The sequence below is a fragment of the Nonomuraea aurantiaca genome, assembly GCF_020215705.1.
GTDB classification, from domain to species: domain Bacteria; phylum Actinomycetota; class Actinomycetes; order Streptosporangiales; family Streptosporangiaceae; genus Nonomuraea; species Nonomuraea aurantiaca.
Map to the genome: position 1 here is coordinate 335139 of NZ_JAIWNB010000004.1, position 15911 is coordinate 351049.

The 15911-nt window shown below is 70.4% G+C and carries 13 protein-coding genes; 3 read left to right on the forward strand and 10 right to left on the reverse strand.

Annotated elements, in window-relative coordinates:
• A complete protein-coding gene (gene yczR, locus LDL49_RS13425) occupies positions 1–1434 on the reverse strand; it encodes a MocR-like transcription factor YczR (RefSeq protein ID WP_225291336.1) in 1434 nt (477 codons plus the stop codon).
• Positions 1435–1498: 64 nt separating this feature from the next.
• Here yczR and yczE point away from each other — a divergent pair, with 64 nt between their 5' ends.
• Together yczE and LDL49_RS13435 are read left to right on the forward strand one after the other, a co-directional pair.
• The gene (gene yczE, locus LDL49_RS13430) at positions 1499–2101 is read left to right on the forward strand and encodes a membrane protein YczE (RefSeq protein ID WP_225291337.1); all 603 of its coding nucleotides are present in this window, start codon (positions 1499–1501) and stop codon (positions 2099–2101) included.
• A 113-nt stretch (positions 2102–2214) separates the two neighbouring features.
• Positions 2215–3978 carry a glycoside hydrolase family 15 protein gene (locus tag LDL49_RS13435; protein ID WP_225291338.1) on the forward strand — a complete coding sequence of 588 codons (1764 nt, stop codon included), beginning with the start codon at positions 2215–2217 and terminating at the stop codon, positions 3976–3978.
• A gap of 15 nt (positions 3979–3993) precedes the next feature.
• Here LDL49_RS13435 and LDL49_RS13440 read toward each other — a convergent pair whose 3' ends face one another.
• Together LDL49_RS13440 and LDL49_RS13445 are read right to left on the reverse strand one after the other, a co-directional pair.
• Complete coding sequence (locus LDL49_RS13440) at positions 3994–4863, reverse strand: hypothetical protein (protein WP_225291339.1); 870 nt, start codon at positions 4861–4863, stop codon at positions 3994–3996.
• A 43-nt stretch (positions 4864–4906) separates the two neighbouring features.
• Positions 4907–5800 carry a S66 peptidase family protein gene (locus LDL49_RS13445; RefSeq protein ID WP_225291340.1) on the reverse strand — a complete coding sequence of 298 codons (894 nt, stop codon included), beginning with the start codon at positions 5798–5800 and terminating at the stop codon, positions 4907–4909.
• Positions 5801–5876: 76 nt separating this feature from the next.
• Here LDL49_RS13445 and LDL49_RS13450 point away from each other — a divergent pair, with 76 nt between their 5' ends.
• The gene (locus tag LDL49_RS13450; protein ID WP_225291341.1) at positions 5877–6761 is read left to right on the forward strand and encodes a sulfotransferase family protein; all 885 of its coding nucleotides are present in this window, start codon (positions 5877–5879) and stop codon (positions 6759–6761) included.
• Here LDL49_RS13450 and LDL49_RS13455 read toward each other — a convergent pair.
• The 7 genes from LDL49_RS13455 to LDL49_RS13485 form a co-directional block, all read right to left on the reverse strand.
• Complete coding sequence (locus LDL49_RS13455) at positions 6733–8619, reverse strand: ABC transporter ATP-binding protein (RefSeq protein WP_225291342.1); 1887 nt, start codon at positions 8617–8619, stop codon at positions 6733–6735. The two genes, LDL49_RS13450 and LDL49_RS13455, sit on opposite strands and share 29 nt — an antisense overlap.
• Positions 8620–8749: 130 nt before the next feature.
• The gene (locus tag LDL49_RS13460) at positions 8750–9577 is read right to left on the reverse strand and encodes an enoyl-CoA hydratase/isomerase family protein (RefSeq protein ID WP_225291343.1); all 828 of its coding nucleotides are present in this window, start codon (positions 9575–9577) and stop codon (positions 8750–8752) included.
• A 121-nt stretch (positions 9578–9698) separates the two neighbouring features.
• Positions 9699–9914 carry a helix-turn-helix domain-containing protein gene (locus LDL49_RS13465; protein ID WP_020547488.1) on the reverse strand — a complete coding sequence of 72 codons (216 nt, stop codon included), beginning with the start codon at positions 9912–9914 and terminating at the stop codon, positions 9699–9701.
• A gap of 113 nt (positions 9915–10027) precedes the next feature.
• Positions 10028–11626 (reverse strand): ABC-F family ATP-binding cassette domain-containing protein, encoded by a 1599-nt coding sequence (locus LDL49_RS13470; protein ID WP_225291344.1) that lies wholly within the window; start codon positions 11624–11626, stop codon positions 10028–10030.
• A gap of 117 nt (positions 11627–11743) precedes the next feature.
• The gene (locus LDL49_RS13475; protein ID WP_225291345.1) at positions 11744–14404 is read right to left on the reverse strand and encodes an exo-rhamnogalacturonan lyase family protein; all 2661 of its coding nucleotides are present in this window, start codon (positions 14402–14404) and stop codon (positions 11744–11746) included.
• The gene (locus LDL49_RS13480) at positions 14401–15021 is read right to left on the reverse strand and encodes a rhamnogalacturonan acetylesterase (protein ID WP_225291346.1); all 621 of its coding nucleotides are present in this window, start codon (positions 15019–15021) and stop codon (positions 14401–14403) included. The genes LDL49_RS13475 and LDL49_RS13480 overlap by 4 nt, the downstream gene beginning before the upstream one ends.
• Positions 15018–15902: a carbohydrate ABC transporter permease gene (locus LDL49_RS13485; protein WP_225291347.1), complete on the reverse strand. Its 885-nt coding sequence runs from the start codon at positions 15900–15902 to the stop codon at positions 15018–15020. Before LDL49_RS13485 ends, LDL49_RS13480 begins: the two co-directional genes overlap by 4 nt.
• Positions 15903–15911 lie beyond the last annotated feature (9 nt).

Below are 15911 nucleotides of genomic sequence, written 5' to 3' on the forward strand. Positions count from 1 at the left end.
TCAGACCATCGGCATGAGCGAATCGGGCAGCCGCGGGCTGATCCCGGCGGTTCCGCGCTCGTGGGCCGCCGCGATCCGGCTGACGGCTTCGGCGAGCACCTGGGGCGGGAGCGTGTACGGCAGGCGCAGGTAGCCCTCCAGCGTGCCTTCCAGCCCGAACCAGGGCCCCGGAGCCAGGCGTACCCCCTGATGGGCCGCGGCGTCGGCGAGGGCGACCGAGGAGCCCCCGTCCAGCCGCACCCACAACGTGCCGCCGCCTTTCGGCACGGTGAAGCTCCACCCGGGCAGCCGTTCGCGGAGCACGGCGACGAGCGCGTCGCGGGAGGCCCGCAGCGTACGGCGGCGCTCGGCCCTGGTCTCCTCCAGCCGGTCGAACAGCCGCGCCACCACGAGCTGCTCCAGCACCGGGCTGGCGATGTCCACGGCCCCGCGGTGGACGGCCAGGCGGCGGGCCAGCGCGGCCGTGGTGCGCACCCAGCCGATGCGCAGCCCGCCCCACCACAGCTTGGAGGCCGAGCCGATGCTGATCATCCGGCTGTCGGTGTCGAAGGCGGCCATGGGCGCCGTGCGCGGCACCTCGTCCAGGGCCAGCTCCGACCAGGTCTCGTCGACCACGAGCACGGTGTCCGTACGCCTGGCGGCCCCGGCGATCGCGGCCCTGGTGGCGTCGTCCATGAGCGCGCCGGTCGGGTTCTGGAAGTCGGGCATCAGGTAGGCCAGCCGGGCCGCGGACTGGCGCATGGCGCAGGAGACCAGGTCGGCCTGCCAGCCCTCGTGCGAGATGCCGACGGGCACCATCCGGGCGCCGCGCCGGCGGGCCACGTCGATGGCGTGCGGGTAGGTGGGCGACTCGACGAGCACCGGGTCGCCCGCGCCGACGAGCAGGCCCAGCACGAGCTGGATCGCGTGCTGGGAGCCGGTGGTGACAAGGATCTGCTCCGGCCTGGTGGCCAGCCCGCGGCCGGTGTAGTGGGCGGCGATCCGCTCCCTGAGCGCGAGCAGGCCCATCGGGTCGTAGCCGTGGCCCATGCCGTACCTGGGCAGGTCCGCCACGGCCTCGGTCATGGCCTCGGCCAGCGCCGACGGCCCGGGCGGGGCGGCGCAGTGCAGCGGGATGAGCCCGTCGCCGTCGACGGACAGCCACGGGTTGTCCGCCGACATGGCCGGGTCCGGCAGCGCGGTCCAGCTGCCCGAGCCCTGCCTGCTCTCCAGGTAGCCCCGCTCGCGCAGCAGGTCGTAGGCGGCCGTTACAGTGGTGCGGCTGACCTCCAGGGTCTTGGCCAGGTCGCGTTCGGCGGGCAGGCGCACCCGCACCGGCAGCTGACCGTCCATGATGAGCGCGCGCACGGCGTCGGCGAGCGCGCGGTAATAGGGCCGGGCGCCCGCGGGGACGTCCACCAGCCGGGCCACCTGAGTCGCCGACAAATGCCGCATAAAGGCCACTTTCCGGGATTGGCCCTGTTTTGGCAAGCCACCTCCCTGCCACTCTGGGACCACTATGAGCGAAGCGACCATCCCACGCCTGAACGCCCTCCCCGTCCGCCTCCTGCGTCTCTACGGCGGCCTGGCGCTGTACGGGCTGGGCATCGCCTTCCAGCTCGTGTCCGGGCTGGGCAACGCCCCGTGGAACACCCTGCACCAGGGCCTGGCCATGCGGACGGGCCTGTCAGTCGGGACGATCATCCTGCTGGTCGGCGTGCTGGTGATGCTGCTGTGGATCCCGCTGAAGGAGAAGCCCGGCCTCGGCACGATCAGCAACGTCCTGTTCGTCGGCCTGTTCGCCGACGCCGCCTTCTCCGTGCTGCCCATCGCCACCAACTGGGTGGCGAGCTGGCTCTACCTGGTGCTCGGCGTGCTGTCGATCGCCCTGGCCACTGTCCTGTACATCGGCGCGGGGATGGGCGCGGGACCGCGGGACGGCATCATGACCGGCCTGACCCGGCTGGGGCTGTCGCTCCGGCTCGCCCGCTTCCTCATCGAGATCATGGTATTGGCCGCGGGCTGGCTGCTCGGCGGCACGGTCGGCGTCGGGACCCTGATCTTCGCGCTGGCCATCGGCCCGCTGACCCAGCTGCTCACCCGCTGGTTCCCCATGACGTGATCCCGGCTGCTCGCCCGCTGCTTCCCCATGACTGATCTCGCGGCCGTGTCCGCTCACGACGCGACGTGAGCGGACCGGCCGCGAGATCGCCCTCCCGCCGGTAGCGTCAATACATGCGGATCGAGGACTATGCGCTCATCGGGGACATGCAGTCGGCGGCCCTGGTGGGCAGAGACGGCTCCATCGACTGGCTCTGCCTGCCCAGATTCGACTCCCCCTCCTGTTTCGCGGCCATGCTCGGCAGCGAGCGCAACGGCCACTGGTGGCTCGGCCCCACCGGCAGGCGGCCCGCCACGCGGCGCCGCTACCGCCCCGACACGCTCATCCTGGAGAGCGAGTGGGACACCCCGACGGGCACGGTCCGCGTCATCGACTTCATGCCGCCGCGTGATCGCAACCCCGACGTGGTCCGCATCGTCGAGGGCGTCTCGGGCACGGTCGAGATGTCCACGCAGCTCAGGGTCCGCTTCGACTACGGCAGGATCGTGCCGTGGGTGCGCCGGACCAACGGCCACCTGCAGGCGATCGGCGGCCCCGACTCCATCTGGCTGCACTCCCCCGTCCCGCTCAAGGGCGGCGACTACGCGCACCGCGCCACCTTCACCGTCAAGGAGGGCGAGCGGCTGCCGTTCGTGTTCACCTGGCACCCGTCGCATCAGCCGATGCCGTCGCAGATCCACGCCGAGACCCAGCTCGCCGAGACCGAGGCGATGTGGAGCGAATGGGTGGCCAAATGCACCTATGAAGGCCCGTACCGCGAGGCCGTCGTCCGCTCGCTGATCACTCTCAAGGGCCTCATCTACGACCCCACCGGCGCCATCGTGGCCGCGCCCACCACCTCCATCCCCGAAGACCTGGGCGGGGTGCGCAACTGGGACTACCGCTACTGCTGGCTGCGCGACGCGACGATGACGCTCGACGCCCTGATCAACTCCGGTTATCTGGACGAGGCCGCCGCCTGGCGGTCGTGGCTGCTGCGCGCGATCGCGGGCCGCCCGCAGGACCTGCAGATCATGTACGGCGTCGCGGGCGAGCGGCGGCTGCCGGAGATGCAGCTCGAATGGCTCGACGGCTACGAGGGCTCCCGCCCGGTCAGGATCGGCAACGAGGCCGCCATGCAGCTCCAGCTGGACGTCTACGGCGAGGTGATGAGCTGCCTGTTCTTCTCCAGGACCTCCGGCCTGGCCGCCGACGACCGCGCCTGGGCGATCCAGCGCCAGCTGCTGGACTACGTGGCCGAGCACTGGGACGAGCCCGACGAGGGGCTGTGGGAGGTGCGCGGCCCGCGCCGGCACTTCACCCACTCCAAGATGATGTGCTGGGTGGCGCTCGACCGTGCCGTGAAGTACGTGGAGCGCTTCGGCAGGACCGGCCCCGTCAACCGGTGGCGGGAGCTGCGCGACGTCGTCCACGCCGAGATCTGCGACCGGGCCTACGACCCCACGCGCAACACCTTCACCCAGTACTACGGCTCGACGGCCCTCGACGCCTCGCTGCTGCTCATGCCCATGGTGGGCTTCCTGCCGGCCGACGACCCGCGCGTGGTCGGCACGGTGGCGGCCATCGAGAAGGAGCTGATGTCCGACGGTTTCGTCCTGCGCTACCCGGTGGCCGAGGACAACCAGGTCGACGGCCTGACCGGCGGCGAGGGCGCGTTTCTGGCCTGCAGCTTCTGGCTGGTGGAGGTGATGGCCATGCAGGGACGCAAGGAGGAGGCGACGCAGCTGTTCGAGCGGCTTCTCGCGCTGCGCAACGACGTGGGGCTGCTCGCCGAAGAATACGACCCGCGATACGAGCGTATGGTGGGAAATTTCCCCCAGGCGTTCAGCCACGTCCCCCTGGTGCACGCCGCCCGCGCCCTCTCCCGGCTGTGCTGAGGGGCAGGGCGGAGGTCAGGCGGCGAGCCGGGCCAGCACCTTGGCGAACTCCGGCGGCGGCGCCACCACGAGGCGGGCCAGACCGTCCTGCAGGACGATGTCCGCCCGGATGAGTGTCAGCCGCCCCTCGTGCCACCAGTAGACCTGCGGGCTGAGCCCGTCGGTGCGTACGGCGTGGACGCGCAGGCGCTCCAGGGCCCGCACCACACCGATCCCGTCGACCGGGTGCACGATCAGCGTGTACGGATCCGGCAGCACCACCAGCACCCCGTCGGCGGGCAGCGGCAGATAGTCGCCGAGCCAGCGCAGATGGGTGGCGGCGGCCGGGGTGCGGCTGGTCAGACGCCACACCGGCGTGCCCGACAGCTCGATGGACTCGATCTCCAGCCGCTCGTCCTGCCCGACGTTCCTGACGGCCAGCTCCAGCGCCCTGCCCGACGGGACGGGCCAGCAGCCGGCCTCCTCGGGGCGTACCGGCCTGGAGCCCACCGTGAGCAGCTCGACCAGGTCGCCGTTGAGGTGGCGGCCGACCACCCTGGTCAGGTCGGCGACCTCGTCGACCGCCTCGACGCGGGTCCGCAGCAGCGGCTTGACCTGGTCGAGGTCGCACACGTCGAGCAGCTCGTCGGCCGCGGCGACCGCGTTGGCGAGGTGCTCGGAGACCAGCATCGGCCAGTCGTCCCTGGGCCTGCGGCCCGCCTCGCGGCGCAGCCCGGTGAGCCTGACCAGGATCTCCCTGCCGCCACCCAGTGTCAGCGAGGCGCCGTCGGCGGCGAAGACGCAGGTGAAGCCGAGGGAATCGGCGACGAGCCCGAGCAGGGAGTCGAGGTCGGTGTCCTCGACCGACCGTCGCGAGGGCTCCCGGTCACGCCTGAACAAGTTCACGCGCCGTGTCCCCTCTGTCCGTTTCGTCCGTATACCTGTATTCCTACCTTGCCTGCTCCTCGTCGCGGAACAGACCAGCCAGCGAGCACGATTCGGTATCGATAGCCCCAAGAGCCCCAAGCCACACACTCATCTGTGGTGCGCCGTGACCTACCGGCAACCCCGCCAGGACAGGCACTCCGAGCGGCAGCAGCCGGTCTTTAAGCACGGGATAGGGATCCCCGCAGCCCACCCACGAACCGAGGGCGATCCCGCGCACGCCGTCGAAGGCACCCGCCTGCAAGAGCTGGGTGAGCATCCGGTCGATGCGGTAGGGCTCCTCGCCGATGTCCTCCAGCAGCACGATCTTCCCGGCGAACGACGGGTGGTAGCGGGTGCCGCACATGGAGGCGAGCAGCGACAGGTTACCGCCCGCCAGTATGCCCTCGGCTCGGCCGGGAGACAGCACCAGGTCGCCGGCGACGGGCGGAGCCTGGCGGGCCAGGGCGGCCCGCAGGTGCTCCCAGGTGCGCGGTTCGGCCCCCTTCTCGTCGGCGATCACGTCGCAGGCCGGCATCGGGCCGTGCAGCGTGGGCACGCCCAGCTCCGCCGCGAACGCGTGGTGCAGCGCCGTGATGTCACTCGACCCGATCAGTGTCTTGGGTCCCGCCGCGCGCATGAGGCCCCAGTCGAGCAGGCCGAGCAGCCGGGCCGCGCCGTAGCCGCCCCTGGCGCAGAACACCGCGGAGACGGCCGGGTCGCACCAGGCGGCCTGCAGGTCCGCGGCGCGCGCCGCGTCGGCTCCGGCGAGGTAGGGAAGGTCCTGGCGGCCGAGAACGTGCTCGCCGACCACGACCTTCAGCCCAAGCCCCTCCAGGCGCTCGACCCCCCGCCTGAGCAGGACGGCGTTGGGCGGCCCCGAGGGCGAGACGACGGCGACGGTGTCACCCTGCCGCATTGATCAACTCCCGGACGAGCGGCGACGCCGACGTTGGCTTTTTCACCCGCCAAACGGTGTCACACTTACCTCTCGTATGCGACTTCCGCCCCACATCCTCGTGGTCAACGGCATCAAGGTCCGCCGGCCGGTCTTCCTGCTCGGTGCTCCGCACTCCGGCGCGGACCTGCTCGCCCGCGCCCTGAAACGCTCCCCCGGCTTCCACGTCACGATGGGCCGGACGTCCGTCGCCCACGTGGTGTACGCCTTCGCCCGCAAGCCGTCGATCGGCCAGACGTCGGGTGCCGTACGCGTGCTGCGCGACGCGCTGGCCGAGTCGTGGCAGGTGCTGCCCCGCTCGTGCGGCCAGTGCGCCGAGGCGTGCAGGGAGGCGGGCGGCGTGACGAGCATGGGCCCGTGCGTGGCCACCAGCGAGGTGACCAGGTTCGGCGACGGCAGTCCCGACCTGCTCTACAGCGCGCCCGTGCTGCTCCGGGCCTTCCCCGACGCCCGGTTCGTGCAGCTGATCCGCGACGGCCGCGACGTGACCGCCGACATGCTCGACGACCCGGACTGCCTGGCCTGGTTCAAGCCGGTGATGCTGTCGGAGGAGACCGAGTTCCCCAATCCCTTCCTCGGCGTCAACCGCGACGAGCACCGCGACCGCTGGAAGGGCATGCCCGCCGCGGGCAAGAGCGCCCTGCGCTGGCGCAGCGCCGTACGGCTCAGCGCCACGCTGCGCAAGGAGCTGCCGGCCGACCAGCTCCTCACGCTGCGCTACGAGGATCTCGTGCAACGGCCCGCGGAGCCGGTGGCGGCGCTCACGGAGTTCCTGGAGACGCGCGTGTCCAAGATCGGGTTGTACGCCCCGCGGGTCTCCGAGGTCGGCTCCTGGCGCACGCGCCTGCGGCCCGGCGACCTCACCCTGGTGGAGAAGGTCGCCAGGCAGGAGCTCACGCGACTGGGCTATCTGAAGCGCTGAACTGGGTGCGGTAGAGCTCGGCGTAGAGCCCGCCGCGCGCCAGCAGCTCCTCGTGGCGGCCCCGCTCGGCGATGCGGCCGTCCTGCACGACGAGGATCTCGTCGGCCTCCCTGATCGTCGACAGCCGGTGCGCGATCACCAGCGAGGTACGGCCGGCCAGCGCGGTCTTCAGCGCCTGCTGCACGGCCGCCTCCGACTCCGAGTCGAGGTGCGCGGTGGCCTCGTCGAGCACCACCACGCGCGGCGCCTTCAGCAGCAGCCTGGCCAGCGCCAGCCGCTGCTTCTCGCCACCGGACAGCCGGTAGCCGCGGTCGCCCACGACGGTGTCCAGCCCGTCGGGGAGCGCCGCGATGAGGTCGCCTATCTGCGCGGCCCTGAGAGCGTCCCAGATCTCCTCATCGCTCGCCCCTGGCCTGGCATAACGGAGGTTGGCCCCGATCGTGTCATGGAAGAGATGAGCGTCCTGCATGACCACGCCTACGGTGTCGCGCAGCGAGGCGAGCGTGGCCTCGCGCACGTCGAGCCCGTTGATCCGCACCGCGCCCTCGTTGACGTCGTAGAGCCGGGAGACCAGCGAGGTGATCGTGGTCTTGCCCGCTCCCGAGGGGCCGACCAGGGCGATGAGCCGGCCCGGCCCCGCCGTGAACGACACGCCGCGCAGCACCTGCTGGGACGGGCCCGTGTCCTGCCTGGCCACCGACTCCAGGGAGGCCAGCGACACCTCCTCGGCCGCCGGGTAGCGGAACTCGACGCCGTCGAACTCGATCGTCACCGGCCCGTCCGGCAGCGGCCGCGCGCCGGGCCTCTCCGACACCATGGGCTTGAGGTCGAGGATCTCGAAGACCCGGTCGAAGCTGACGAGCGCGGTCATCACGTCCACCTGCATGTTGGACAGCGAGGTGAGGGGCCCGTACAGCCGCATCAGCAGGGCGGCCAGGGCCACCAGGGTGCCCAGCTCGAAGGCGCCGCCGACGGCCAGCACGCCGCCGATGCCGTACACCAGCGCGGTGGCCAGCGCCGCCACCAGGCCGAGCGCGACCCGGAACACGGTGCCGTACATGCCGACCGTCACGCCCACGTCGCGCACCCTGGCGGCGCGGGCGCTGTAGACGGCGGTGTCGTCCTCGGGACGGCCGTAGAGCTTGGCCACCATCGCGCCCGCCACGTTGAACCGCTCGGTCGTGACCGAGCTCATCTCGGCGTCGAGCTGCATCTGCTCGCGGGTCAGCGCGGACATGCGCCGGCCGACCCACTTGGCGGGCACGATGAAGATCGGCAGCAGCACCAGCGCGACCACCGTCACCTGCCACGACAGCGCCAGCATCGCGCCCAGCACCAGGACCAGGCTGATCACGTTGCTGACGACCGAGGACAGCGTGCTGGTCACGGCGCGCTGGGCGCCGATCACGTCGCTGTTGAGCCGGCTGACCAGCGCGCCGGTCTGCGCGCGCATGAAGAACGCGACCGGCATGCGCTGCACGTGGTCGAACACCTCGGTGCGCAGGTCGTAGATCAGCCCCTCGCCGATGCGCGCGGAGAACCAGCGCTGCACGAGCGTGAGAGCCGCGTCGACCAGCGCGAGCGCGGCGATCGCCAGGGCCAGGCCGACCACGACCCCGCTCTGCCTGGGCAGGATGCCGTCGTCGATGATCGCCTTCATCAGCAGCGGGTTGGCGATCACGATCACCGCGCCCGCCATCACCAGCAGAAGGAACGCGGTTATCTGCCCGGTATATGGCTTCGCGTAGCGCGCGATGCGCCGGACCGTGCCCGGCGTGAGCCGCTGCTTGGTCACGGAGCCGTCGCGCCGCATGGACGCCCATACCTGGGGGCCGAAGCCCCCTCCCATCATCGCCATTCGGGGGTCCTCCTCCCCCGGCTCAGCACCCGGGAGGCCCGTGCGATTCCCGGCTCAGCTCAGCGCGAAACCCCGGCGCCGCCGGGCCGGCTCGACGCGGCACCCAGCGGCTCCCGAGTCAGCGCGACGCTCAGGCTCCGCCGAAGAGCGCCTTGAGGCGGCGTGCCTGCTCGACACCTTCCGCCACGCTCTGCTCCTCCAGGGTGCGCGCCCGCGCTCCCTGGAGGAGACGCTTGGTCGCCGCCGCCGCGTCCCGGTTGGTCGACAGCAGCTCCGCGATCTTGTCTTGTACGGCTCGCGCCAGGTCATCCGCCGCGACCACGCGTTCGGCGAGGCCGATCCGCATGGCCTCCTCCGCCCCGATCGTCCTCGCCGTCAGGCAGATGTCGATCGCCTTGGCCAGCCCCACCAGCTCGACCAGTGGCTTGGTGCCGGTCAGATCGGGCACCAGCCCCAGAGCGGGCTCTTTCATGCAGAATTTGACGTCGTCGGCCACGATGCGCAGGTCACAGGCGAGCGCGAGCTGGAACCCCGCGCCGATCGCGTGCCCCTGCACGGCCGCGATGGAGACGATCTCTGGTCGGCGGAACCACAGGAATCCCTGTTGGGCTTTCCTGATCTGCTGCTCGAACGCTGTGGTGTCGAGTTGCGCCGCCGAGCTGAACGAGCCCTGTCCGGGCACTCCCTCAGGCGTGAACATTCGCAGGTCGATGCCTGCTGAGAAGGACGGTCCCTCACCTTTCACGACGACGATGCGCACCTGCTCGGGCAGGTTGCCCCCGATGTCAGCCAGTGCCGCCCAGGTCGCGAACGTCTGTGCGTTCCGCTTGCCGGGCCGATCCAGCGCGATCGTCGCGATCTCACCGTCCACCTCGAAGCGAAGTCCGATCTCCGCCAGCCTTTCGGCGGAGACTTCCTCCGTGTACCCCCCACGCTGTGGCGCCTGCGCTTCCGCCATCGCCCGCTCCCTCTTTGCCTTAGCCGTCGCGCCCGAGCCTACAGAATGTCATTCTGGGACTCGGGCGCGACGGCGGCTGACTTGGGACGAGCGGCTGCGGTCGCACGTTCCGAGGCGGCCGTCAGCGCTTGGACTTGCCTCGGGTCGCTCCCCCGCGCCCGCGCAGAGTCACACCGGACTCGCTCAGGATGCGGTGGATGAACCCGTAAGACCGACCGGTCGAAGCGGCCAGGGCGCGGATGCTCTCGCCCGCGGCGTAGCGCTTCTTGAGATCGCCGGCCAGTTTTTCACGATCGGCCCCGGTTACCCGGGTGCCCTTCTTCAGTGTCTCGGCCACGAGTACCTCCTGTAGTGCCGGACTTCCGCAGCGTTACTCCGCCATGATCAGTCATTTCAGCGGGATCGGCTACCTACTCCACGGGAAAAGATCCGTACCCACCCAAATTAAGATCAGGCAAGTGCCACAAGATCGGAAAATTCCTCGCTCCACGCGTCTTCAGTTCCGTCTGGTAGCAAGATCACCCTATCCGGTGACAAGGCGTCAACGGCACCCTCATCATGAGTGACGAGCACGATGGCTCCTGAATATGACCTCAGAGCGTTCAGAACTTGCTCGCGGCTGACTGGATCTAGGTTGTTCGTGGGCTCATCGAGCAGAAGTACGTTCGCACTCGACAGGACCAGCATGGCCAGCGCCAGCCGGGTCTTCTCGCCGCCGGACAGCACGCCCGCCGGCTTGTCGGAGTCGTCTCCGGAGAACAAGAAGGAGCCCAGCACCTTGCGCAACTCGGTGTCGGTGAACTCGCCACCGGCTGAGCGCATGTTCTCCAGCAGGGTGCGCTCGCCGTCGAGCGTCTCGTGCTCCTGGGCGTAATAGCCGAGCTTGAGGCCGTGGCCGGGCCTGATCTCACCGCTGTCGGGCTGTTCGACCCCGCCCAGCAGCCTCAGCAGCGTGGTCTTGCCCGCGCCGTTGAGCCCGAGGATCACGACCCGGTGACCTCGGTCGATGGCCACGTCGACGTCGGTGAAGACCTCCAGCGAGCCGTAGGACTTGGACAGGCCCGCACCCGTGAGCGGGGTGCGCCCGCAGGGCAGCGGCTCGGGGAAGCGCAGCTTGGCGACCTTGTCGCTCTGGCGCTCCTCCTCCGTGCCGGCCAGCAGCCGGTGCGCGCGGCGCATCATGTCCTGGGCGGCCTTGGCCTTGGTGGCCTTGGCCCGCATCTTGTCGGCCTGCGAGAGCAGCGCGCCCGCCTGCTTCTCGGCGTTGGCCCGCTCGCGCTTCCTGCGCTTCTCGTCGGTCTCGCGCTGCGCCAGATAGGCCTTCCAGCCGACGTTGTAGTGGTCGATCACACTGCGGTTGGCGTCGAGGTGCAGCACCTTGTTGACCGTCGCTTCAAGAAGGCCCACGTCGTGGCTGATGATCACCAAGCCGCCCTGATGCGATCGCAAAAAATCACGAAGCCACCCGATTGAGTCCGCATCTAGGTGGTTTGTCGGCTCGTCAAGAAGGAGAGTTTCCGCTCCGCTGAAAAGAATGCGTGCCAATTCCACGCGCCTTCGCTGGCCGCCTGAAAGCGTTTCCAGTGGCTGCCCGAGGACCCGGTCGGGCAGGCCCAGACTGGAGGCGATGGAGGCGGCCTCGGACTCGGCCGCGTAGCCGCCGAGCACGTGCATCTGGTCCTCGAGCCGGCCGTACTGCTTGACGGCCTTGTCGCGGGTGCGCACGTCGGCGGAGGACATGCCGAGCTCGGCCTCGCGCAGCTTGCGCAGGACCTCGTCGAGCCCTCTGGCCGACAGGATGCGGTCGCGGGCGAGCACCTGCAGGTCACCGGTGCGCGGGTCCTGCGGCAGGTAGCCGACGGCGCCGCTGGTGGTGACGGTGCCGCTGGCGGGCATGCCCTCGCCGGCCAGCACCTTGGTCAGCGTGGTCTTGCCCGCGCCGTTGCGGCCGACGAGCCCGATCTTGTCGCCGGGATTGACCCGGAACGAGGCGTTCTCTATGAGTAGCCGCGCGCCCGCGCGCAGCTCGATGTCACTGGCGATGATCATGATTGACGGAACACTCCCGAGCTAGGGGTAAGAAGAGGTGGGCGTGGGGGGACGCCGGTCAATCGGGAGTGTGCATACAGATCAGTGTAGAGCCCTCGCCGGGAGCCCCACCTCCGCTTAATCCCCCGGCAGGTGGTCTCCGATCAGCGCGAGGTTCTGGATCGCGGCCAGGCCGTACTGGGCGGCGTCATTGGTGGAGACGAACGGCGCCTCCAGCACGTGCGCCAGGACGTGCGGCCCCTCGACGCGGGTCAGGCGCCAGTCCGGCTCGCGCTGCAGGGGGTTGCGGTTGAGCTGGTCGCCCTCGTCGAGGAAGAACTTGCGCCAGGCCAGGTCCGCCAGCCCGGCGTCGCCCGAGCGGGCCGCGGCGTACGCGGCGAGGCGGCTGTGCGCCTGCACCAGCGAGATGCCGCTCAGCGGCCGGCCCACCTCGGCGGCCTGCCGCTCGGCGGAGGCCAGGTAGAGCCGGCAGTAGTCCAGCCACGCCTGCTCGAACCCGGGGACGTCCAGATCGAGCGCGATCAGCTCGGAGCACATCTCGGGCAGCCCGAAGACCGACGACAGGTGGGAGACGGAGATCTGGTCCCGCGAGGTGTCGAACCGGCCCGTGGCCAGGTCGAAGCGGGCCTCGCCGGTCAGGAATCCACGTGGCAGCGCCCCGATGCCGGCCATCGTGCCCAGCAGCCGGTCCTTGGCGTGCTCGTCGCCGTACCGCTCCCACCGGGTGAGCCAGGCCGCCGCGAGCGCGCCCCAGTCGGTGCCGAGCCCGACCGCCAGGGCGGACGGATCGGGGGTGTAGACGTCCTCGCGCACCTTGCGCGTGGGGTCGATCACGAGGAACGTCTCCTCGGGCCTGGCCAGCTCGTCGAGCAGGTCGCCGGTGCGCTCGTCGGCGGTCAGGTAGTAGAGAAAGCGCCGGTAGGCGGCGTTGGAGATGCGCAGCTGCTTGGCGCTGCAGCCCCAGTGCTGCACGTTGTGCCTGGTGCCCAGGCCCTTCCAGCGGCCGAGGTGATAGACGTCGACCTCACCGGTGTGGCGGGTCATGGCCTCGGCGAAGCGGAAGACGTCGGCCCGTCCCGTGCGCAGATACTGGTACCAGAGCCACAGGTCGGGCGAGAGCTCGGAGTTGTCCCACGCGTAGCCGCCGACGTCGTAGCGCCAGGTGTGCCGGTCGGCGTCGTAGGTGTGCATGACGTCGCCGTAGTCCCAGAACCCGTACCACCTGCGCTGCTCCCACTCGCGCCGGTAGAAGTCGAACAGCAGGTCCAGCCGGTCCTCGATCTCGGCACGGGCGGGGGTGGAGCGGTCCGGCAGCGCCCAGTCGCCGAACACGCCCGCCTCGCGGACGCGTTCCGGGGCGGCGGCCAGCAGCGCGGGCTCGTTCATCGCGTCCGCGTGCCCGGCCAGAGACTTTGATGACGGCGTGGCGTCGTGGACGCGCAGCGTGAGCTCGTGGGTACGCGCGATGCCCTGGGCGTGGCCGAAGCCCGGCTCGTAGTCCTCGTAGGTGATCTCCAGGCCCTCCAGCTGCTCGGCGAAGGTGTCCTGGCCCATCCCGTCGTGGTAGAAGCGCAGGTCCATGGCGGGCGCGGAGGGCGACCAGAGCCAGACGGTCGCGGTGGCCAGATCCGTGGCGGCGCCTCTGACGTCGAGCCGGGCCGGGTGCAGCCGCCAGAAGTCGCGCAGGCCGAAGCCGAGGCCGCCGCTCGCGCCGCCGAGGTAGCCGTACCCGGCCGAGCGGGTGCCCGATGGGACGGTCACCCAGGCGTGGCCGTCGGCGGTGCGTTTGCGCAGGGTGAAGCCGTCGGCCGAGGTCTGGTCGAGGGTGTAGTCGTTCCAGGCGGGGATGAGGTGCAGGCGATCGGCCACCTCGGGGTTGCCGATCGGGCCGCACGGCCTGCCCTCGACCTGGGCCCGCCGCACGTCCTCTCCGGGGTCGCGGCGCAGCCCGGTCAGGCCGCGTACCGCCTCGGTGAGGAAGCCGTCCTGCCCGGCCAGCCGTACGTGGCGGTCGTGGAGCTCGTCGCGCATGACCACGTCGGCGCGCAGGCCGAGCCCGGCCAGGAAGTCGCGCTCCGGGTCGCCGTCCCAGACGAAGGTGTGCATGACGCGCACGTCCTCGGCGCCCGCGTAGAAGTACAGGCGGACGGTGAACGGCAGCCGCCCGCCGTGGTCGCCCGTCAGGCGGACCACGGCCCGGACGGGTCCGTCCTGCTCGACGGTGACCTCGCGGACGATGCCCGTGGCCTGCTCGCGGGTGACGGTGCCGCCCTCGTCCGGGGTGGGGCCGTCCTGGTGGAGGCTGACCAGGCGGACGTCCCTGGCGATCTCGCGGGAGCCGTGGGAGACGGAGCGGGCCAGCGTGTCACCCGCCTCCTCGATCGTCCAGGTGACGGGTCCGGTGCTCACCCGCAGCACGCCGTCCTCACGGACGACGGTGACGGACCGCTCCGGCAGTCCTGCCGCGTTCACTCCTGCCGCGTTGTCCTGGTCGGCGCCTGGCTGGGCCGCCGTGAGCTCGCCCTGGTCGGCGGCCGGCCGCGCCACCGTCAGCTCGTACGACGCGGCGGGCCGGGCCTGGGGCGCGATCGCGTGCGCCGACCACTTGACCGACCCGTCCGGCCAGGTGGCGGTCACCCAGCTCTGCACCGGCACCGCGCGGCCCTCGGGATCGGTGAGCGCGAACGGCGAGTCGCGCTCCACCGTGCCGCGCGCCCACGGGACCCCCCAGGTCACGCCCTGTTCCTTGGGGTGGTCGAGCCAGTTCAGCGTGGTCAACAGATCTCCTTGAGTCGCCCGGCGACGATCGCCGCCACCTCGTCGGCGCCGCGAAAGCAGAAGTGGGTGTCGTCGGCGACGCCATCGGGATAGAGCGGGTGCTCGCCGGGCGCGAAATGGGTGAACAGGGCCTTGGAGCCCTCGGGACCGAGCCGCTCGTACAGCTCGGTGGTCGCGGCGGTCAGGTCGATCAGCGGCAGACCCTCGGCCGCCGCCAGCTCGCGCACCTGGCCGGGATAGCCGCCATGCGTCGGCACCAGCCGTTCGCCGTCGAACCTGCGCCGCTGCACCGGCGTGCACAGCACCGGCAGCGCCCCCGCCCCACGCGCCTCCTCGACGAAGGCGCGCAGGTTGTCGCGGTACGGCAGGTCAGGCTCCTTCTGATCGTTGTGCCCGAACTGGAGCACCACGACGTCGCCGAGGGCGGCCTCCCGCAGGAGCGCCGCCCACAACCCCTCCGCCCGGTGGCTGGCCGTGGTGGCGCCGCCCTTGGCGAAGTTGCGCACCGGGCCGCCGACATGGGCGCCGAGCTGCGCGCCCCAGCCCGACATCGGCGCCTCGAACGCCGGGCAGGAGGCGACCGTCGAGTCACCCGCCAGCAGCACGGTGCGGGTCACTCCTTGACCGACCCGAGCAGCACGCCCTTGGAGAAGTGCTTCTGCAGGAACGGGTAGAAGAACAGGATCGGCAGCGTCGCGATGACGACCACCGCGAACTTCAGCCCCTGGGTGGGGAAGAACACCGACTCCAGCATGGCCATCGCGTTCTGGGCGTCAGGGCTGGTCAGCTGCCTGACGAGCACCTGCAGCGTCCACTTCTTGGAGTCGTCGATGTACAGCAGCGGCGACATGTAGTCGTTCCAGATGCCCACCGCGTAGAACAGCGAGAACGTCGCGATGATCGGCTTCGACAGAGGCAGCACGATCTTGAAGAAGACGCCCATCTCGTTGCAGCCGTCGATGCGCGCCGCCTCTTCCAGCGCCTGCGGCAACTCCTGGAAGAAGCTCTTCACGATGATCAGATAGAACGGATTGATCGCCAACGGCAGGATCAGCGCCCAGTAGCTGTCGAGCAGCCCCAGGTCCCGCACCACCAGGTAGGTGGGGATCATGCCGCCGGTGAAGACCAGCGTGAAGATGACCAGGTTCAGGACCAGTGTCCGTCCCGGCAGGTACCGCTTGGCCAGCGGGTAGGCCATCGTGAACGTCAGCAGCACCTGCACCACCGTGCCCACCGCCGTCACGCAGATCGTGGTGAGCAGTGCCCGGACGAACGTGCCCGAGTCGAAGATGTACTCGTAAGTGGTGGTGACGAACTTCTCCGGCCACAGGAAGAACGGCCGCGAGGCGATCTCCGCCTCCGAGGCGAACGACCCGGCCAGCACGTACAGCAGCGGCAGGATCGTGATCAGCGCCAGGAACAGCAGCACGGCGATGTTGAGCACATCGAACACGCGGCTGCTGAGCGTGTGCTGGTGTGTGGGCGACTGGTTGGGCATTCAAGCGCT